At 66.0% G+C, this 16335-nt stretch carries 14 protein-coding genes; 9 read left to right on the top strand and 5 right to left on the bottom strand.

Annotated features, from left to right (window positions below; all coding sequences use genetic code 11):
* Nucleotides 1-19 precede the first annotated feature (19 nt).
* From MUU56_RS18380 to MUU56_RS18370, 3 genes are read left to right on the top strand one after another with little or no spacing between them, the layout of a single operon-like run.
* Nucleotides 20-1864, top strand: coding sequence for an ABC transporter permease (locus tag MUU56_RS18380; protein WP_398432740.1), 1845 nt, complete (start codon nucleotides 20-22; stop codon nucleotides 1862-1864).
* A complete protein-coding gene (locus MUU56_RS18375) occupies nucleotides 1864-2964 on the top strand; it encodes an ABC transporter ATP-binding protein (RefSeq protein ID WP_244768729.1) in 1101 nt (366 codons plus the stop codon). Before MUU56_RS18380 ends, MUU56_RS18375 begins: the two co-directional genes overlap by 1 nt.
* A 34-nt stretch (nucleotides 2965-2998) precedes the next feature.
* On the top strand, nucleotides 2999-4138 hold the full coding sequence (locus MUU56_RS18370; RefSeq protein ID WP_244768728.1) for an ABC transporter substrate-binding protein: 1140 nt from the start codon (nucleotides 2999-3001) through the stop codon (nucleotides 4136-4138).
* Between the two features lie 87 nt (nucleotides 4139-4225).
* Here the strand turns inward: MUU56_RS18370 and MUU56_RS18365 are convergent, their stop codons facing one another.
* From MUU56_RS18365 to MUU56_RS18355, 3 genes are all read right to left on the bottom strand, one after another.
* On the bottom strand, nucleotides 4226-5104 hold the full coding sequence (locus tag MUU56_RS18365) for an alpha/beta hydrolase (RefSeq protein ID WP_244768727.1): 879 nt from the start codon (nucleotides 5102-5104) through the stop codon (nucleotides 4226-4228).
* A gap of 192 nt (nucleotides 5105-5296) precedes the next feature.
* Entirely contained in the window at nucleotides 5297-5464 is a 168-nt protein-coding gene (locus MUU56_RS18360; protein WP_244768726.1) for a hypothetical protein, read from the bottom strand.
* 451 nt (nucleotides 5465-5915) lie between these two features.
* A complete protein-coding gene (locus MUU56_RS18355; RefSeq protein ID WP_244768725.1) occupies nucleotides 5916-7952 on the bottom strand; it encodes an NADH:flavin oxidoreductase in 2037 nt (678 codons plus the stop codon).
* Between the two features lie 147 nt (nucleotides 7953-8099).
* Between MUU56_RS18355 and MUU56_RS18350 the strand changes: the two genes are divergently transcribed.
* On the top strand, nucleotides 8100-8729 hold the full coding sequence (locus MUU56_RS18350; protein WP_244768724.1) for a TetR/AcrR family transcriptional regulator: 630 nt from the start codon (nucleotides 8100-8102) through the stop codon (nucleotides 8727-8729).
* Between the two features lie 75 nt (nucleotides 8730-8804).
* On the opposite strand, the gene MUU56_RS18345 is transcribed toward MUU56_RS18350, so the two are convergent.
* Nucleotides 8805-8984 carry a hypothetical protein gene (locus MUU56_RS18345; protein ID WP_244768860.1) on the bottom strand — a complete coding sequence of 60 codons (180 nt, stop codon included), beginning with the start codon at nucleotides 8982-8984 and terminating at the stop codon, nucleotides 8805-8807.
* Between MUU56_RS18345 and MUU56_RS18340 the strand changes: the two genes are divergently transcribed.
* Nucleotides 8962-11061, top strand: coding sequence for a methyl-accepting chemotaxis protein (locus MUU56_RS18340; protein WP_280531099.1), 2100 nt, complete (start codon nucleotides 8962-8964; stop codon nucleotides 11059-11061). The genes MUU56_RS18345 and MUU56_RS18340 overlap by 23 nt on opposite strands.
* A gap of 241 nt (nucleotides 11062-11302) precedes the next feature.
* On the opposite strand, the gene MUU56_RS18335 is transcribed toward MUU56_RS18340, so the two are convergent.
* Complete coding sequence (locus tag MUU56_RS18335) at nucleotides 11303-11452, bottom strand: hypothetical protein (RefSeq protein ID WP_244768722.1); 150 nt, start codon at nucleotides 11450-11452, stop codon at nucleotides 11303-11305.
* A gap of 158 nt (nucleotides 11453-11610) precedes the next feature.
* Between MUU56_RS18335 and ehuR the strand changes: the two genes are divergently transcribed.
* The 4 genes from ehuR to MUU56_RS18315 all read left to right on the top strand — a co-directional run bounded on the left by ehuR (nucleotide 11611) and on the right by MUU56_RS18315 (nucleotide 16315).
* Complete coding sequence (ehuR, locus tag MUU56_RS18330; protein WP_244768721.1) at nucleotides 11611-12993, top strand: MocR-like ectoine utilization transcription factor EhuR; 1383 nt, start codon at nucleotides 11611-11613, stop codon at nucleotides 12991-12993.
* 174 nt (nucleotides 12994-13167) lie between these two features.
* The gene (locus MUU56_RS18325) at nucleotides 13168-13920 is read left to right on the top strand and encodes an aspartate racemase/maleate isomerase family protein (RefSeq protein ID WP_244768720.1); all 753 of its coding nucleotides are present in this window, start codon (nucleotides 13168-13170) and stop codon (nucleotides 13918-13920) included.
* A 33-nt stretch (nucleotides 13921-13953) separates the two neighbouring features.
* On the top strand, nucleotides 13954-15132 hold the full coding sequence (locus MUU56_RS18320; RefSeq protein WP_244768719.1) for a M24 family metallopeptidase: 1179 nt from the start codon (nucleotides 13954-13956) through the stop codon (nucleotides 15130-15132).
* A complete protein-coding gene (locus tag MUU56_RS18315; RefSeq protein WP_244768718.1) occupies nucleotides 15119-16315 on the top strand; it encodes a M20 metallopeptidase family protein in 1197 nt (398 codons plus the stop codon). The genes MUU56_RS18320 and MUU56_RS18315 overlap by 14 nt, the downstream gene beginning before the upstream one ends.
* Nucleotides 16316-16335: the final 20 nt, after the last annotated feature.

The raw sequence follows: 16335 nt of genomic DNA, 5'->3' as shown, positions 1-16335 counted from the left end.
CGCACGCAAGAGTGAGCCCATGACCCTGCAAATCCCTTTGCCGGAGGACCGTTCGCGTCCCGAGCCGGCCTCACCCTGGAGACGCGTCTCCTACCTGATGCGCGTCAACAGCGCGGATCCGACGCTGCTGCTCGGCCTCGCCCTGCTCGCCGTCTTCGCCTATCTCATCCTCGCGCCCGTCCTGCTTCTGCTCGCGGACGCCGTCACCGTGCATTTCGCCGATACCGCGCGCACCAGGCAGGAGCTCGGCGCGTTCACGCTCTACTACCTCAACCGCGTCCTCCTCTCGCCCATCGCACGGGACCTCTTCTGGTGGCCGCTCGCCAATACGGCGATCATCTCCGCCGGCGCAATCGCCATCGCCTTCCTCGTCGGCGGTCCGATCGGCTGGCTGCTCGCCCGCACGGATCTCATCGGCAAGAAGTGGCTCTCGACGGCCCTGCTTGTCCCCTACATGCTGCCGTCCTGGACCTTCGCGCTCGCCTGGCTGACCCTCTTCAAGAACCGCACGACGGGCGGGCTTCCCGGCTGGATGGAGACCTTCGGCGTCACCCCGCCGGACTGGCTCGCCTATGGCGCCCTGCCGATCGCGCTCATCCTCGCCCTGCACTATGCGCCCTTCGTCATCCTCCTCTTCGGCAATGCGCTGAAGCAGTTCGACACGCAGCTGGAGGATTCCGCCCGCAGCCTCGGCGCCAGCCCGCTCGACGTGGCGCACAAGATCATCCTGCCGCTGATGCTGCCCTCGCTCATTTCGGCCGCCACGCTGATCTTCGCCAAGTGCCTCGGCGATTTCGGCGTCGCCTATGTGCTCGGCGTGCCGGTGGGCTTCGACGTGCTGGCGACCTCGCTGTTCCGGGCAATCTCGACCAGCCAGACCGGCGCCTCCGCCGTGCTTGCCGGCGTGATCGTGCTGCTCGGCACCTTCTCCATCCTCATCGACATGCGCCTCCTGAAGGAAGCAAAACGCTTCGTCACCATCGGTTCAAAGGGCGCGATGGTGCGCGCCACGTCGCTCGGCAAGTGGCAGACGCCCGCCTTTCTCTGGGCGCTTGCCGTCTTCACCTTCAGCGCCGGCATTCCGCTCGTCGCGCTGGCGCTGACCACGGTCATGCGGGTCCCAGGCGCCTTCAGCCTCGACAATTTCACGCTCAATTACTGGATCGGCACAGAGCTCGGCACGACCGCGCTGCGCCAGGGCATTCTCCTGACCGGCGAATTCTGGCTGGCGCTGTGGAACACGGTGTGGATGGTGGGCCTTGCCGCCCTCGGCGCCGGCGTGCTCGGCCTGCTTGTCGGCTATGCCGTCGTGCGCTCGCCCGTCCGCTTCGTCTCCGTCGCGCTGCGGCAGGTCACCTTCCTGCCCTATCTGGTGCCGGGCATCGCCTTTGCGGCCGCCTATCTCTCGATGTTCGCCGTTCCCCGTCCGCCACTGCCCGCGCTCTACGGCACGCCGGTCATCCTCGTGCTCGCGATCCTCGCGGACCAGATGCCCTTCGCCTCGCGCGCCGGCATCGCCTCGATGATGCAGCTCGGCCGCGAGCCGGAAGAGGCCGGCCAGATCGTCGGCGCCGGCTGGCTGCGCCGCATGCGCTCCATCGTGCTGCCGATCCAGCGCGGCGCCCTCGTCTCGGCGATCCTCTTGCCCTTCATTTCCGGCATCAAGGGGCTCAGCCTCGTCGTCGTCCTTGCCGTTCCCGGCACGGACCTGCTCACCACCTACGCAATCCGCCTCGTCGACTACGGCTACAGCCAGGCTGCCAATGCGGTCGTCCTGATGCTCTGCGTCGTCGCCTTCACCGGCACGATGCTCGTCCAGAAGATCGGCCGGGCCAACCTCTCAGACGGCATGGGAAGCAAGTAATGTCCAGCATCACCTTGGAAAACATCCGCAAGACCTATGGCCGCGGCGGCCCTGCCGCCATCGGCGATCTCAGCATGGCAATCGGCAAGTCGGAATTCCTCTGCCTGCTCGGCCCTTCCGGCTGCGGCAAGACGACGACGCTGCGCATGATCGCCGGCCTCGAACATCCGACCGGCGGGCGCATCCTCGTCGACGGCGAGCCGATCGTCTCCGTCGCCGACGGCGTCTTCACCGTGCCGGAAAAGCGCAATATGGGCCTCGTCTTCCAGAACTACGCCCTCTGGCCGCACATGACGATCCGCGAGAACGTCGCCTTCGGCCTGAAGCTGCGCAAGACGCCCGCCGCCGAGCGCGACGCCACCGTCGAGCGGGTGATGACCAAACTCGGCATCGCCCGCTATGCCGCCCGCTACCCGGCGGAACTTTCCGGCGGCCAGCAGCAACGCGTGGCGCTTGCCCGCATGCTGGCGCTGAACCCGTCCGTCATCCTGCTCGACGAGCCGCTTTCCAACCTCGACGCCAAGCTGCGGCTGGAAATGCGCGCGGAACTGAAGCGCATCCATGCGGAAGCCGGCTCCACCATCGTCTTCGTCACCCACGACCAATGGGAAGCGATGACGCTGGCGACGACCATCGCCGTGATGAGCGAGGGCGAATTGCAGCAGGTCGGCACGCCCGACGACATCTACGAGCGCCCCGCCAACCGCTTCGTCGCGGAATTCGTCGGCAGCCTGCCGATCAACATCGTCGAGCGGGGCGAAGCGCAATCCGGCCCGCTGCATGGCTGGGTCGATCGCCTTCTCGCACATTTCGCGATCGACGGCACACAAGTCGCCTCGGCCGGCATCCGGCCGGAGGCCGTGCGCCTTGCCGATCTCGACGAGGCGGCGGCCGCGCGCTGCGCCGCCGGCCGGGGAACCATCGTCGACATCGTGCCCACCGGCGGCAGCTGGATCGTCGAGCTCGACGTCGACGGCAGCCGCTTCTTCGCGATCGCGACCGAAAACCCGCGCAAGGCCGCGGGCGAGACTACCCATTTCTGGGTCGAAAGGCAGCATCTGCACCTTTTCGACCGGGACAGGAATCGCATCGCCCTGTGACGGGGCATGCGCCATCGAGGCAAAGGAGGAAATGATGCCTAAGACATTGATCTGCCTGTTCACGACCGCATCCGTCCTGGCCATGGGCCTGACAGGCGCCATAGCTCAGGAGGCCAAGGAGATCGGCATTCCCGACAGCGACTATTCGCTGGAGGCGCTGATCGAGGCAGCCAGGAAGGAAGAACCGATCACGGTCATCGACGCGACCGGCAAGATCGTCACTATGGCCGAGAACTTCTCGGCGAAATACGGGCTGAAGGCGACCGGCGTGAAGATGAGCGGCCAGGACCAGGAACAGGTCATCGCCCGGGAAGCGGCCGCCGGCAATGTGCGCACCGACGTCTTCAACATGAGCAACCTGCCCTCGGTGACCAGCCAGATCCTGCCGCAGGGTTTCGGCATCTCCTGGCTCGCGCCCGACCTCAAGGACAAGATTCCGGCCGCCTACCAGAGCCCGGCGATCACCAGCAACAACCCTTGGGTCTTCGCCTACAACACCGACGTCAACGGCGAGACCTGCCCGGTCGACAATCTCTGGGCGCTGACCACCGAGGAATGGAAGGGCCGCGTCGCCATTCCCGATCCGCTGCTGCGCAACGAGACGATGTTCTGGTTCAACCAGCTCGCCACGCACGAGGACGCCGCGATGCGCGAGGCCTACAAGGCTCAGTTCGGCGAAGAGCTGACGACCGACGAGGCGAGCGCGACGGCCGAATGGGTCAAGCGTCTTGCCAAGAACCAGTCGAAGGTCACGCGCAGCGACACTGATGTCGGCCCCATCGTCGGCGCGAAGGAGGAAAAGCCGCCGATCGGCTTCCTTTCCGCCGCCATCTTCCGCGACGCCAAGAAGGACGGCTACGGCATGGGCATCTGCAAGGAGATGAAGCCGTGGATCGGCCAGCTGACGCCGCGCGTCGCCGTCATCGCCGCCGGCACGAAGAGCCCGAACACCGCAAAGCTCTTCGCCCGCTTCATGATGACCGAGGAAGGCATGGCCCCGCAGCTCGGCGACGGCAAGATCTCGACCAACACGGAGGCCAAGATGCCCGAGAGCGAGGTCTCCGGCATCGCGAACCATGTCGACAAGCTCTACGTCAACCACTCCGAAACGAGCCAGGACGATTTCGCCAAGCTGCAGGACTGGCAGGATTTCTGGCTTCAGCACTCCCGTTGATCCCTGCCCCGCGCGCTCCGGCGCGCGGGTCTTCCATCCCGGTCGCCGATTGCGCATCACGGCCGACGGGTATTCTCCCGGTCGGACCTATTTCTCCTGCCGGAAGGCGATCTGGACGGCGCGGTTGAGTGCAACGGGCAGAACGGACATATGGTTCTCGCCGGCATATTCCTCGAAACGGGCAACACCCGCGAGGCCCGGGGACGCCTCCCAACGTTCCGCCATCGCCCGGGCAAGCTCCACCGTTCGGGTTTCGAGGGCGCGGGCCTGTCTTTGCGCCTCGTCGGGCCGGCCCTTGTGGAAGGGCGCTATGCGCGCCTTGCTTTCGTATTGCCCCGCCGAAAGGTGCAGTTCGATGCCCGCAGGCACGTCGGAACGTTCCAGAAACGCCTGCTCCGTCGACAGAATGGCCGCATCCTCCCAGTAGATCGCCGGGCTTGCCGCGATCCAGCGCCGATAGGCATGGGGCCTGGTAAACAGCGCGTGGAGCACGAGCAGCCCCCCGAAGGAGTGGCCGAAAAGCGCCTGGCGAGACCGGTCGATCGGCACCTGTCGTTCGACCCAGGGCTTCACCTCGTCCTCGATCGCAGAAAGAAAACCGTCACCGCCACCGGTCTTGACATCAGGCGTATCGGGAAAGAACGGCGGATAGATCCGGCCGGGCGGCGGGCTGAGATCCCAGGAACGGCGGAAGGGATCATAGGCCTCATCGGAGGGGTAGCCGATCGCCACGATCACGCCATCGCAGATGTTCGTGCCGCTCGGATAGGACATCTGCACCTTGCACGCATCGACAGCCGTCGCAAAGCAGGCATTGCCGTCCGTCATGTAGAGAACGGGCCAACCTTGGGGCGGCGCGGGCCTTGGCGGGCGATAGAGGAAGATCCGGTGCGGCTGGTCGCCCGTGCCGAGCGTCATATCGGTGAATGTCGCGCCGGCGAGCGTGACGGGCGATGACTGGGACATGCTTTCTCCGGGCAGCCGAAGGGGACGACGCGAAACGCTGCCGTTACCGCATAAAGTTGACTGGAATTCCCCTGTTATATGATTCGCCACCGGGCAGAAATGCCGGCGAAGGGGCCTTGGAACTGAGGCTATCGGGCGACATCACGCCGCCCGATCTCGCGCGTGTTTCTCAAGGCCGCGCGGCACGCGTCCTCACTCCGGCCGCGGCCGGTTCGCATGCATCCGATCCTCGATATCGCGAATGTGCTTCTCAAGCTGCTCATCGCTCATATAGGCGCTGAGGGAGCCGATGCGCTTGCCCCTGTAGAGATCATTGCCTTCGGCCGCCTTGAGGCGAGCCAGGAGATCGATGCGTTTCATGTCCCCTCCTTTGATTTCAGATGGAGTGTTCAGGCGGCCTCGCAGCGGCGACGGAGCACCGGACGAGGACACCGGCAAAAAGGTCGGAAATTTGGCGGGCATGCCAATGCTATAGGCGACGACACCGGCGCCATCGCCATGAACAGATTCCGGCTTTTCATGTATTCATCCCTTCAAGGGATGTAGAACAGCCGACGTCCTAGCCGAGGGCCAGGCTGGAAAAGAATTCCATCATACGGTTGATGATGATTGCCGGCATACAACGGTTCCGAATTCTTCTGCTGCGCCCATTCCTCCAGGGAATGCAGGCGATGACGATGCCCGCAGGAAGAAGACACCGGCAAAGCGCAATGTCAATCGGTTTGTCCATGCCAAACCGGAATGCCTGGCGATCTTCCGCCGAAGCGGCGCGCCGGACGCCTCTGCAGGGCACCGGCGCGCGGGGATAGTCTCAGATATCCTTGGCAAGGCGCAGCGCATCATAGATGGCCGCATGCGTGTTGCGGGCGGCGACCGCATCGCCGATCCGGAAGAGCTGGTAGGCGCCGTCGGGATTGCGCGCGATGGTCTGTGGCACGCCGGCAAGCAGGTCGTCGTAGGAGACCTCGCCGAGGTTCTTCGAGCCCGGCTTCAATTCGAAATAGAGATCGTCCAGCGGGATAGTGCCGTGGTTGACGACGATCTGATCAACCACGCGCTCCTTGGCGACGCCGCCGTAATCGCTGCCGACATGGGCGATGAGCTGGTTGCCGCTCCTTTCCGCCGCCTCCAGTCGGTAGGTGACGGTGAAGGTCGTGTCGAGTTTCTGCAGCGCGCGCATGTAGGGAACGAGGTTCATCGCCATGACCTCCGGCGCGAAGGCGCGGTCCGGCGTCATGATCTCCACCTTGCCGCCCGCCCTGGCGATCATTTCGGCCGCCTGCAGGCCGGCATGGTCGCCGGCATCGTCATAGACGAGCACGTTGGTGCCCGGCTTCACGTCGCCGGAAATGATGTCCCAGGAGGAGACCACCAGCTCGTTGCCCTTCGAAAGAACCTCGGTGTGCGGCAAGCCGCCCGTCGCGACGATCACGACATCGGGGTTTTCCGCAAGGATCGTGTCCGCCTCGGCCCAGCTGTTGAAGTGGAAGGTCACGCCGTGCTTCTCGCACTGGCTCATGCGCCAGTCGATGATGCCGATCATCTCGCGCCGCCGCTCGCTCTGCGCCGTCAGCCGGATCTGGCCGCCCGGATCGCTCGCCGCCTCGAACACCACCACCTCGTGGCCGCGTTCGGCGGAGACCCGCGCCGCTTCGAGGCCGGCCGGGCCGGCACCGATGATCACCACCTTCCTGCGCACCGCCGCCTTCGGGATCGCATGCGGCATCGTCTCCTCGCGGCCGGTCGCCGCATTGTGGATGCAGAAGGCAAGGCCGCCCTGGTAGATGCGGTCGAGACAGTAATTCGCGCCGACGCAGGGACGGATATCGTCCTCGCGCTTTTCGATGATCTTGCGCACGATATGCGGGTCGGTCATGTGGGCGCGGGTCATGCCGATCATGTCGACCTTGCCGGTGGCGATCGCATGGCGCGCCGTCGCGACATCCTGGATCTTCGCCGCATGGAAGGTCGGGAACCTGGTGGCGGCGCGGATGTCGCCGGCGAAATCCAGATGCGGCGCGCTTGCCATGCCCTGGATCGGGATGACGTCCGTCAGGCCCGGATCCGTATCGATATGGCCGCGGATGACATTCAGGTAGTCGATGAGACCGCTTTCCTTGAGACGACGGGAGATTTCCAGGCCCTCGGCCTTTCCGGTCCCGCCGGGAAGACATTCGTCAGCCGTGTAGCGCACGCCGAGGATGAAATCCTCGCCAACCCTTTCGCGCATCGCCCTGAACACGTCGAGACAGAAGCGCAGGCGGTTGTCGAGCGAGCCGCCATAGGGACCGTCGAGCTCGTTGGTCAGCGGCGAGGTGAACTGGTCGATGAGGTGGCCATAGGCCTCCAGCTCGACCCCGTCCATGCCGCCCGCCTTCATGCGCTCGGCGGCATCGGCGAAATCCTTGATGATGCGCGCGATGTCCCAGTCTTCCAGCTTCTTGGGAAAGGCGCGGTGCGCCGCCTCGCGATGATGGGAAGGCGCAAGGACGGGCAGCCAGTCGCCCTTGTCCCAGCGCGTGCGGCGGCCGAGATGGGTGAGCTGGATCATGATCGCCGCACCCTCTTCATGCACGGCGTCGGTCATTTCCCGGATCCACGGCACGATCTCGTCCTTGTAGGCGAGCAGGTTGTTGAAGACCGGCGGGCTGTCCTTCGAGACAGCGGCGGACCCGGCCGTCATCGTCAGCGCCACGCCGCCGCGCGCCCGCTCCACCGTATAGGCCCGGTAGCGCCCCTTCGGCATGCCGTCCTCGGGATAGGCCGGCTCATGCGAGGTGACGATGATGCGGTTGCGCAGGGTCAGATGCTTCAACTGATAGGGCTGAAGCAGGGGATCGTTCGACATGCGACGGGCTCCGGACTTGGGGGGACTTTCGCGAACGGTAAGGGGAAATGTACACATGTGTCAACGTCCAAAACACCATAGTCAATAATATCGACATGACTGTACATTCCACTTGCCGCGACATACCGGATTTGTTAGGAGGGCACCATGGAACAGGCGACGAGTGACAGCGGCTGGCGCGGCTCCCCGGAAGGGTGGCTGGAGGCCGCCTACGACTGCCTGCTCGAATCCGGCGTGGAATCGGTGAAGATCCTGCCGCTCGCCAAGCGGCTCAATCTGTCCCGCACCAGCTTCTACTGGTTCTTCAAGGACCGGGAGGAACTGCTGGGCGCCCTCATCGCGCGCTGGCGGGAGAAGAACACGGGCAATCTCGTGAAGCAGTCCGAGGCCTATGCGGAAACGCTTGCCGAAGCGATGCTCAACGTCTTCGACTGCTGGCTGGACAAGGACCTGTTCGATTCCCAGTTCGAGTTCGCCGTGCGCAGCTGGGCGCTGCAATCGCCGGACATCCTGGCGGAGGTGCAGGCGGCCGACCAGGCGAGAATAGAGGCGCTCGGCCGCATGTTCGTGCGGTTCGGCTATGACGAGGGCGCGGCGGACGTTCGCGCGCGAACGACCTATCTCGTCCAGATCGGGTATATCTCGATGCAATCCACGGAAGACATCGCGCTGCGCATGAAGCGCATCCCCGACTATATCGCGATCTATACCGGAGAGATTCCCCGGAAACGGGAACTCGACCGCTTCTTTGCCCGGCACGGCTACAAGCCGGACTGAGCGCGGGGGCCTAGCACAGGACAGGCACGTCGGCTCATCCTTATTTCGCCGTCAGGCCAGGCAAATGTCTCCGCCTTAGGTTCGTCTTAACGAACTCTGTTCAATTTTACCGATCGCAAGCGCGCGGTTCTCGCGCCGGCTGCCATGAAGGCGCGTTTTTCCTGACATCTGCTGTGCCGAGCCCGTGCCCGCAAGACGCGTGCGGTCGGCAATGGAATACTGGGGGGTTTCCTTGAGCGTACGTTTCAATCTCATGACCAAAATTCTTCTGGCCGCCTCGCTCGCCGTCATTGCGGCCTTCTGCGGCTTTTCGGTCTATATCGACAGCCTTCAGCGAAACACGCTCTCCAGGGAAGCGGCCTCCGAGATCGAATCCGCCGGCGAGCTGGCGGCCACCGGCATTGCCAACTGGCTGAATGCCCGCGTCATGCTGACCGAGCTCGCCGGCGCCGGTGTCGCCCGGGCGGAGAATGCCGAGGAGATCCTCAAGGGTTTCGACAACGCGCTGCTCGGCCGCGAATTCGCCCTCGTCTATTTCGGCGGCGAGGACGGCACCATGACCCGCATTCCCGCCGCGACGATGCCGAAGGGCTACGACCCGCGCAAGCGCGGCTGGTACAAGGACACCGTGAGGCTCGACGCGCCGGTGCTGACCGATCCCTATGTCGATTCCGCCTCGCAGAAGCTGGTGATCAGCGCCACCGCCCCGGTCAAGCGTGACGGCAAGCTGCTCGGCATCGCCGGCACCGACTTCCCCCTGCAGGGCCTGCTCGGCATGATCGGCGAGGTCGATCTCGGCGGCATGGGCTCCGCCTTCCTCGTCAACAAGTCCGGCACGGTTCTCGTCCATCCCAACGGCGATCTGGTCGCCAAGCCCCTGACCGAGGTCTTCCCGCAGGAGACCCCGTCGATCGAAGCGACCGGGCTGGCGGAAACCGAGCTCGACGGCAAGCGCGTCCTCGTGCGCTTCGTGCAGGTCACGGGCCTGCCGGTGATCGACAGCTGGTATCTCTGCCTGATCGTCGACCGCGACATGGCCTATGCCGGCATTTCCGAATTCCGCATCGCCGCCACCATCGCCACCGTCGTCGGCGTTCTCGCCATGATCGGCGTTCTTGCCCTGCTTCTGTCCAGCCTCGTCGTGCGGCCGGTGGTGCGCATGACCGGCATGATGAGCAAGCTGGCGCGCGGCGACGTTTCCGAGGAGATCCCGGATGCTGGCCGCAGCGACGAAATCGGCCAGATGGCGGCTGCCGTCACCGTCTTCCGCGAAAACATCATCGAGCGCGCGCGCCTCGCCCGTGCGGCGGAAGAAAACCAGGCCCTGAGCGAACAGGAGCGCCGCGAGCGCGACGCGATCAAGGCGCAGGAGGCCGAGACCGTCGCGCTGGCCGTCCAGACGGTCGCCGATGCGCTGGGCCGCCTTGCCGACGGCGACCTCGTCTCGCGCATCGACACCCCCTTTGCCGGCGATCTCGACCGCCTGCGCATCGACTTCAACAACTCCGTCACCCGCCTGCACCAGGCCATGTCGACGGTCGGCGAGAAGGCGCTGGCGATCGACGGCGGCGCGAACGAGATCCGAGGCTCCGCCGATGCGCTCGCCCGCCGCACGGAGCAGCAGGCGGCTTCCGTGGAAGAAACCGCCGCCGCGCTGGAGGAGATCACCACGACCGTGAAGGACTCCACCCGCCGCGCCGAGGAGGTCGGTTCGCTCGTCTCGCGCACCCGCCAGGGTGCGGAGAAGTCCGGCGAGGTGGTGCGCCGCGCCGTCTCGGCCATGCAGGGCATCGAGAAGTCCTCGCACGAGATCTCCAACATCATCGGCGTCATCGACGACATCGCCTTCCAGACCAACCTCCTTGCGCTCAATGCCGGCGTGGAAGCGGCCCGCGCGGGCGAGGCCGGCAAGGGCTTTGCCGTCGTTGCGCAGGAAGTGCGCGAGCTTGCCCAGCGCTCGGCCAATGCCGCCAAGGAGATCAAGGCGTTGATCACCGCGTCGGGCGAGCAGGTCCGCTCCGGCGTCGCCCTCGTCGACGAGACGGGCGCCGCGCTGGAGGCCATCGTGCGCGAGGTGCAGGAGATCAACGGCCATGTGAACGCCATCGTCCTAGCCGCCCGCGAGCAGTCGACGGGCCTGCAGGAGATCAACACCGCCGTCAACACGATGGACCAGGGCACGCAGCAGAACGCCGCCATGGTGGAGGAACAGACGGCGGCCAGCCATGGCCTTGCCGCCGAGGCGGGCGCCCTCAACGCCCTGCTCGCCCAGTTCCGCCTCGACAGAGCAAGGAACGCGCCGCAGGCTGCACGCCAAGCCTACGCCGCCTGACGGACCACGCCGACCCGCGCTCCCAGCCCCCTGCAGCTGCTGCAGGGGGCTTTTTTCTTGCCTTCAAAAGAATCCGCCACGGCGCCTATCGCCATGCACGGCCGGCACACCACTGGCCCCGTACCCCTGAACAGGGTGACACGGGCAAGATCCGGCGCAGCACAGATGAAAGCAACCGTGACGGAAGCAGCCGCTATGGCCGTGAATGTGGGCGCGGCCGTCGTGCCGCCCTTTGTCCCGATTAGACGAAGACCATCACGCCCGCATAGCCGACCGCAATCAGAATCAGCCCGACGACGAGCATCGGCATCAGGCTGCTGCCATTGACGTCCCGGCCGCTGACGTGCTCGCCGGAAAACACCAGGGGCTTGCGGGTTTCTTCCTTGTTCATGGGCCTCTCCTTTTAATGTGGCAAATGATATACCACTTTAACGCGGCGCGCGACGTGACAATTCAGCGCCGCGACATGGAAGGGCGTCCGCTTCCAGCCGTAAGGCCAGGAATGTCGTTGCCGATTGAAATTGCCATGCATTTGGCCGACAAGAATGCATGACAAAATGGCACCCCGATCCCGGCCAGTTGCGGCGGCCCGTCTATATCTCCCTCGCGGACCAGTTCACGGCGGCGATCAAGAGCGGCCGGCTTGCCGAGAATGACAAGCTGCCGCCGCATCGTGATCTTGCCTATGACCTGAAGATCTCGATCCAGACGGTGAGCAAGGCCTATGACGTGCTTGCCCGCCGCGGGCTGGTTTCGGGCGAGGTCGGCCGGGGCACCTATGTCAAGGCAGGCGGCTCCGCACCGCAGTCGCCCTATATCGCGGAGCGGCTGGCGAACGAGATCGACCTTTCGATCGTCACGCCCGTCTGTACGCCCTCTCACCTGGAAAGGATGAAGGACGCCCTGCACCGGCTCGGCGATGGCCTTCCGTCTGCCGCGGCCCTGTCCTTCCGCCCCAACACCATCTTTCCGCGGCACAATGAGGCCGCCGCCACGTGGCTCTCCACGCTCGGTGTCGAAACCGCGCCGCGCAACCTGCTCGTGACGAACGGAGCCTCCTCGGCCTTTACTGTCGCCCTCCTCTCCGCGGCAGGCCCCGGCGCGATCCTTGCCGCCGAGGAGGTCTGCTACCATGTCATCCGGCCGCTCGCGGATTATCTCGGCATCCGGGTCCGCCCGATCGTCGCGGACGCGGACGGCATGGTCCCCGAAGCGCTGGAGGAGGCTTGCCGCAGGGAGGAGGTGCGCGTGGTCGCCCTCCAGCCCAATCTTGCCAACCCGACCGCTTCGCTGATGTCGGAAGGCCGGCGCCGCGCCATCGCCGAGACGGCGCGCCGACATGACGTGACGATCATCGAAAACGACGTGTTCGGCCCGCTTCTCTCCCGCCGGCCGCGCGCCATCGCGGCGTTGGCGCCCGAACGGACGGTCTATATCACCGGTTTCAGCAAGGTCGCCCTTCCCGGCCTGCGGATCGGCTATGTCGCCGCGCCGGATCATCTTGCCGCCACGATCGCCAACCGGCACCTGATGGCGAACTGGATGGCGACGCCCGTCATGGCAGAGATCGCCACGCTGTGGCTCTCTGACGGCACAATACAGGCGCTGGTGGACTGGCAGCGCGAAGCCCTCGGCCAGCGGCATCGGATCGTCTCCGCGGTGCTCGAGGGCGCCGCCTACCGCGCACATCCCGAGGGGCTTCATCTCTGGCTGCCGCTTCCGCCGGAGCACGATGAGCCCGCCTTCGTTTCCCAGGCGCGCGCCCGCGGCGTGGCGGTCGCGCCAAGCACGCCCTTCTCCCTGTCCGGCGCGCCGGCGGGCGCCGTCCGGGTATCGCTCGGCGCGACCGAGGCCGACGAACTGCGCGCCGGCCTCGACATCCTCGCCTCTCTGCTACGCGCCGCGCCCGACCGGAGCGTCCTGGCACCCTGAAGCGCCGCGATCCCTCTCCTTGCGCTTCGCACCCTTGCTTCAAGAAATTCGTCGTCGCAAGATCGTCTGGCGCTTTGCACGACACGCGTCGGAAATTGACATGTGTCTTTTTCCCAGATTGACATGCATTTCTCCGCGCGGCTGAATGGCGCCACCCATAGCGGCGGAGCGCGCATGATCGAGGAAATCCAGCATCAATCGGCCCTGGAGGCCCGCGCCGCGGCCCGGCGCATCGGCCTGATCGCGCTCGCCACGGACCATACGGTGGAGGCGGATTTCCGCAGGCTTGTCGCCAGCGATGACATCGCCGTGCATGTGACACGCGTCGGCTATGCGAACCCCACGACGCCGGACAATCTCCGTGCGATGCATCCCCATCTTGCCGCGGCCGCGGCCCTGCTTTTGCCGGGCGAGGCGCTCGACGCCGTCGTCTATGGCTGCACCTCGGCCTCGGTCGTCATCGGCGAAGAGGCTGTCGCCGCCGCCATTCGCGAGGGCAAGCCTGGCGCCGCCGTCATCACGCCGGCCGGCGCGGCCGTCCTGGCGCTGCGTGCGCTGAAGGCGCGGCGCATCAGCATCCTGACACCCTATATCCGCCAGACGGCCGAACCCATGCAGGCCTATTTCGAGGCGAACGGCTTTGCCGTCGATCGCCTCCTCTGCCTCGGCATGGAAGACGATCGTGACATGGCGCGCCTGCCGCACGCGGAGATCGTCCGGCTCGCGGCGGGCATCGCCGCTGCCGGCACCGAAGCCCTGTTCATCGCCTGCACGGCGCTGCGCGCGGCGCAATGCGCATCCGAGATCGAACGGCAGACCGGCCTGCCGGTCGTCACCAGCAATCTGGCGGCCGCCTGGGCCAGCCTGCGGCAGTGCGGCATCGCGCCCGATCCGAAGGCCGCGTGCCGCCTGCTCGCAACCGCCTGACATTCCCGTTTCGTCAATCAGGATGCCTTTCTCATGATCGAACTACCCTTCGCCCTTTCCGAGTACAGAGCCCGGCTCCAGGCCATCCGAGCGGAGATGGCGCGACGCAACCTCGATCTCCTCGTCGTCAACGATGTCGCCAACCAGCATTACATCACCGGCTATGACGGCTGGTCCTTCTATACGCCCCAGGTCGTGCTGGTGCCGCTCGTCGACGAGGAGCCGGTCTGGATCGGCCGCGCCATGGACGCCGCCGGCGGCCTGCTGACGGCCTGGATGAAGCCGGAAAACGTCGTCGGCTTCCCGGAGGACCACGTCCAGCGAGCCGACCGCCACCCGATGGACTGGATTGCCGCCTGGATCAGCCGGAAGGGCTGGGGCCGCGGCAATATCGGCATCGAGCTGGAAGCCTATTATTATTCGCCGAAGGCCCATGCCCGCCTGACCGCGGGCCTGCCGAACGCCACCTTCCACGACGCCGACCTACTGGTGAACTGGATCCGCAGCGTCAAGTCGCCGGCCGAGGTCGATTATTTGCGCAAGGCCTCGCGCCTTGCCGAGGCCGCGGTGCGCGCAGCCTATGACGCCATCGCGCCGGGCGTGCGCGAATGCGACGCGATCGCCCGGATCCAGGCCGCCCAGGTTGCCGGCGCGCCGGACTTTGCCGGCGACATTACCGCCCTGCCCCCGACCATCCTCGCCGGCGAGAATGCCTCCGCGCCGCATGTCATGTGGAGCGACCGCCGCTTCGGCGAGAACGAGACCGTCGCGCTCGAGCTTGCCGGCGTCGTCCGCCGCTACACGGCCGGCCTTGCGCGAACCCTCCAGCTCGGCAGGATGCCGACCAAGGTGAGCGACACGAGCAAGGCCGTCCTCGAGGGCATGGAGGCCGTCCTCGCCAGCATCAGGCCGGGCGTGACGGCCGAGGCAGTGGAAGCGAGCTGGCGGCGGGTCATCGAACGCCATGGCCTCAAGAAGGAATCGCGCATCGGCTACTCGATCGGTGTCGCCTATCCGCCGGATTGGGGCGAGCACACGATCAGCCTGCGCCCCGGCGACACGACCATCCTGAAGCCCGGCAACGTGCTGCACTCCATCCTCGGCATGTGGATGGACGGCTGGGGCATCGAGGTGAGCGAGACGATCCTCGTCACCGAAACCGGCTGCGAGACGCTGACCGACTTCCCCCGGGACATCCATGTCAAGGCCTGAGCCCGACACGGCGGCAGTGGACGCGGCCCTCGCGCGCCGGATGATCGAGATCCGCCGCCACCTCCACCGCAATCCGGAACTTTCCAATGCGGAGCGCGAGACGCAGGCCTATCTGAAGCAGGCGCTGGAGGAGGCGGGGCTCGGCCCGGTCCGGCCGGTCGCCGGCTTCGGCCTTGCCGTCGATATCGTCGGCACGGCCGGCCCCTCCAACCGCAAGGTCGTCATCCGCGCCGATATCGACGCGCTGCCGATCATCGAGATGTCGGGCGAGCCCTTCACCTCAGAGAAGCCGGGCGTGATGCATGCCTGCGGCCATGACGCGCATGCGGCGATGGGCTACGCCGCCGCCATCCTGCTGGACAGGCGCAGGCAATCCTTCAGCGGCACCGTGCGGCTGATCTTCCAGCCCGCCGAGGAGGCGGAACCGCTCGGCGGACGGCGGGTCGTCGCGGAAGGCCTTCTCGACGACGTCGACGCGGCGATCGGCATCCATGTCGATCCCTATACCCCGACAGGCAGGATCGCGGTCGGCGCCGGCCCCTATACGCTGGCCTGCGATATCTTCGACGTCGTCGTGACCGGAAATTCCGCGCATGCCGCCCGGCCTTCCGACGGCATCGACGCCATCGCCGTCGCCTGCTCGATGGTGACGGAACTGCAGAAGATCGTCGCGCGCGAGATCGATCCCTACGATCCCCTGGTGATTTCCGTCACGGGCATCGAGGGCGGCGGCGCCTACAACGTGATCGCCGCCGAGGCCCGGCTGAAGGGCACCATCCGCAGCGGCCACGAGGAGACCCGCCAAAAGGCGTGGCGCCGGCTGCGGCAGATCCTGGAAGGGGTGGCGGCGACGCATGGCGCGACGGTCGCGGTCGACCTGCAACGGGGCGAGCCGCCCGTCGTCAATGCACCGGAAATGGTCGAGATCGTCCGGCAGGCCGGCAGGGCGATCGTCGGGCCGGACAACGTGCTGTCGGCGCCCGGCTGGACCGCTGCCGACGACTTCGCCTTCTATAGCGAAAAATGTCCATCGGTCTATTTCCGCCTGGGCATCCGCAACGAGGCGGCCGGCGCGATCCATCCCCTGCACCATCCGCAATTCCGCATCGACGAGGCCGCCCTGCCGCAGGGTGCCGCGGTGCTTTGCGCCACGGCCGAAACCTTCCTGAAGACGATGGAGTAAGGAAGACGCGGGGCCGGCGC

Source organism: Shinella yambaruensis, from assembly GCF_022899355.1.
Lineage (GTDB): Bacteria > Pseudomonadota > Alphaproteobacteria > Rhizobiales > Rhizobiaceae > Shinella > Shinella yambaruensis.
The sequence above is the reverse complement of the archived record's forward strand: the minus strand, read 5'-3'. Positions and strand labels throughout refer to the sequence as shown.

Excerpts from the sequence above, each read along its gene's own strand:
- MUU56_RS18315 (WP_244768718.1), top strand. The coding sequence starts at position 15,119 with ATGTCAAGGCCTGAGCCCGACACGGCGGCAGTGGACGCGGCCCTCGCG.
- MUU56_RS18320 (WP_244768719.1), top strand. The coding sequence starts at position 13,954 with ATGATCGAACTACCCTTCGCCCTTTCCGAGTACAGAGCCCGGCTCCAG.
- MUU56_RS18355 (WP_244768725.1), bottom strand. The coding sequence starts at position 7,952 with ATGTCGAACGATCCCCTGCTTCAGCCCTATCAGTTGAAGCATCTGACC.
- MUU56_RS18380 (WP_398432740.1), top strand. The coding sequence starts at position 20 with ATGACCCTGCAAATCCCTTTGCCGGAGGACCGTTCGCGTCCCGAGCCG.
- MUU56_RS18325 (WP_244768720.1), top strand. The coding sequence starts at position 13,168 with ATGATCGAGGAAATCCAGCATCAATCGGCCCTGGAGGCCCGCGCCGCG.
- MUU56_RS18350 (WP_244768724.1), top strand. The coding sequence starts at position 8,100 with ATGGAACAGGCGACGAGTGACAGCGGCTGGCGCGGCTCCCCGGAAGGG.
- MUU56_RS18345 (WP_244768860.1), bottom strand. The coding sequence starts at position 8,984 with ATGAGATTGAAACGTACGCTCAAGGAAACCCCCCAGTATTCCATTGCC.
- ehuR (WP_244768721.1), top strand. The coding sequence starts at position 11,611 with ATGACAAAATGGCACCCCGATCCCGGCCAGTTGCGGCGGCCCGTCTAT.
- MUU56_RS18365 (WP_244768727.1), bottom strand. The coding sequence starts at position 5,104 with ATGTCCCAGTCATCGCCCGTCACGCTCGCCGGCGCGACATTCACCGAT.
- MUU56_RS18335 (WP_244768722.1), bottom strand. The coding sequence starts at position 11,452 with ATGAACAAGGAAGAAACCCGCAAGCCCCTGGTGTTTTCCGGCGAGCAC.
- MUU56_RS18360 (WP_244768726.1), bottom strand. The coding sequence starts at position 5,464 with ATGAAACGCATCGATCTCCTGGCTCGCCTCAAGGCGGCCGAAGGCAAT.
- MUU56_RS18375 (WP_244768729.1), top strand. The coding sequence starts at position 1,864 with ATGTCCAGCATCACCTTGGAAAACATCCGCAAGACCTATGGCCGCGGC.
- MUU56_RS18370 (WP_244768728.1), top strand. The coding sequence starts at position 2,999 with ATGCCTAAGACATTGATCTGCCTGTTCACGACCGCATCCGTCCTGGCC.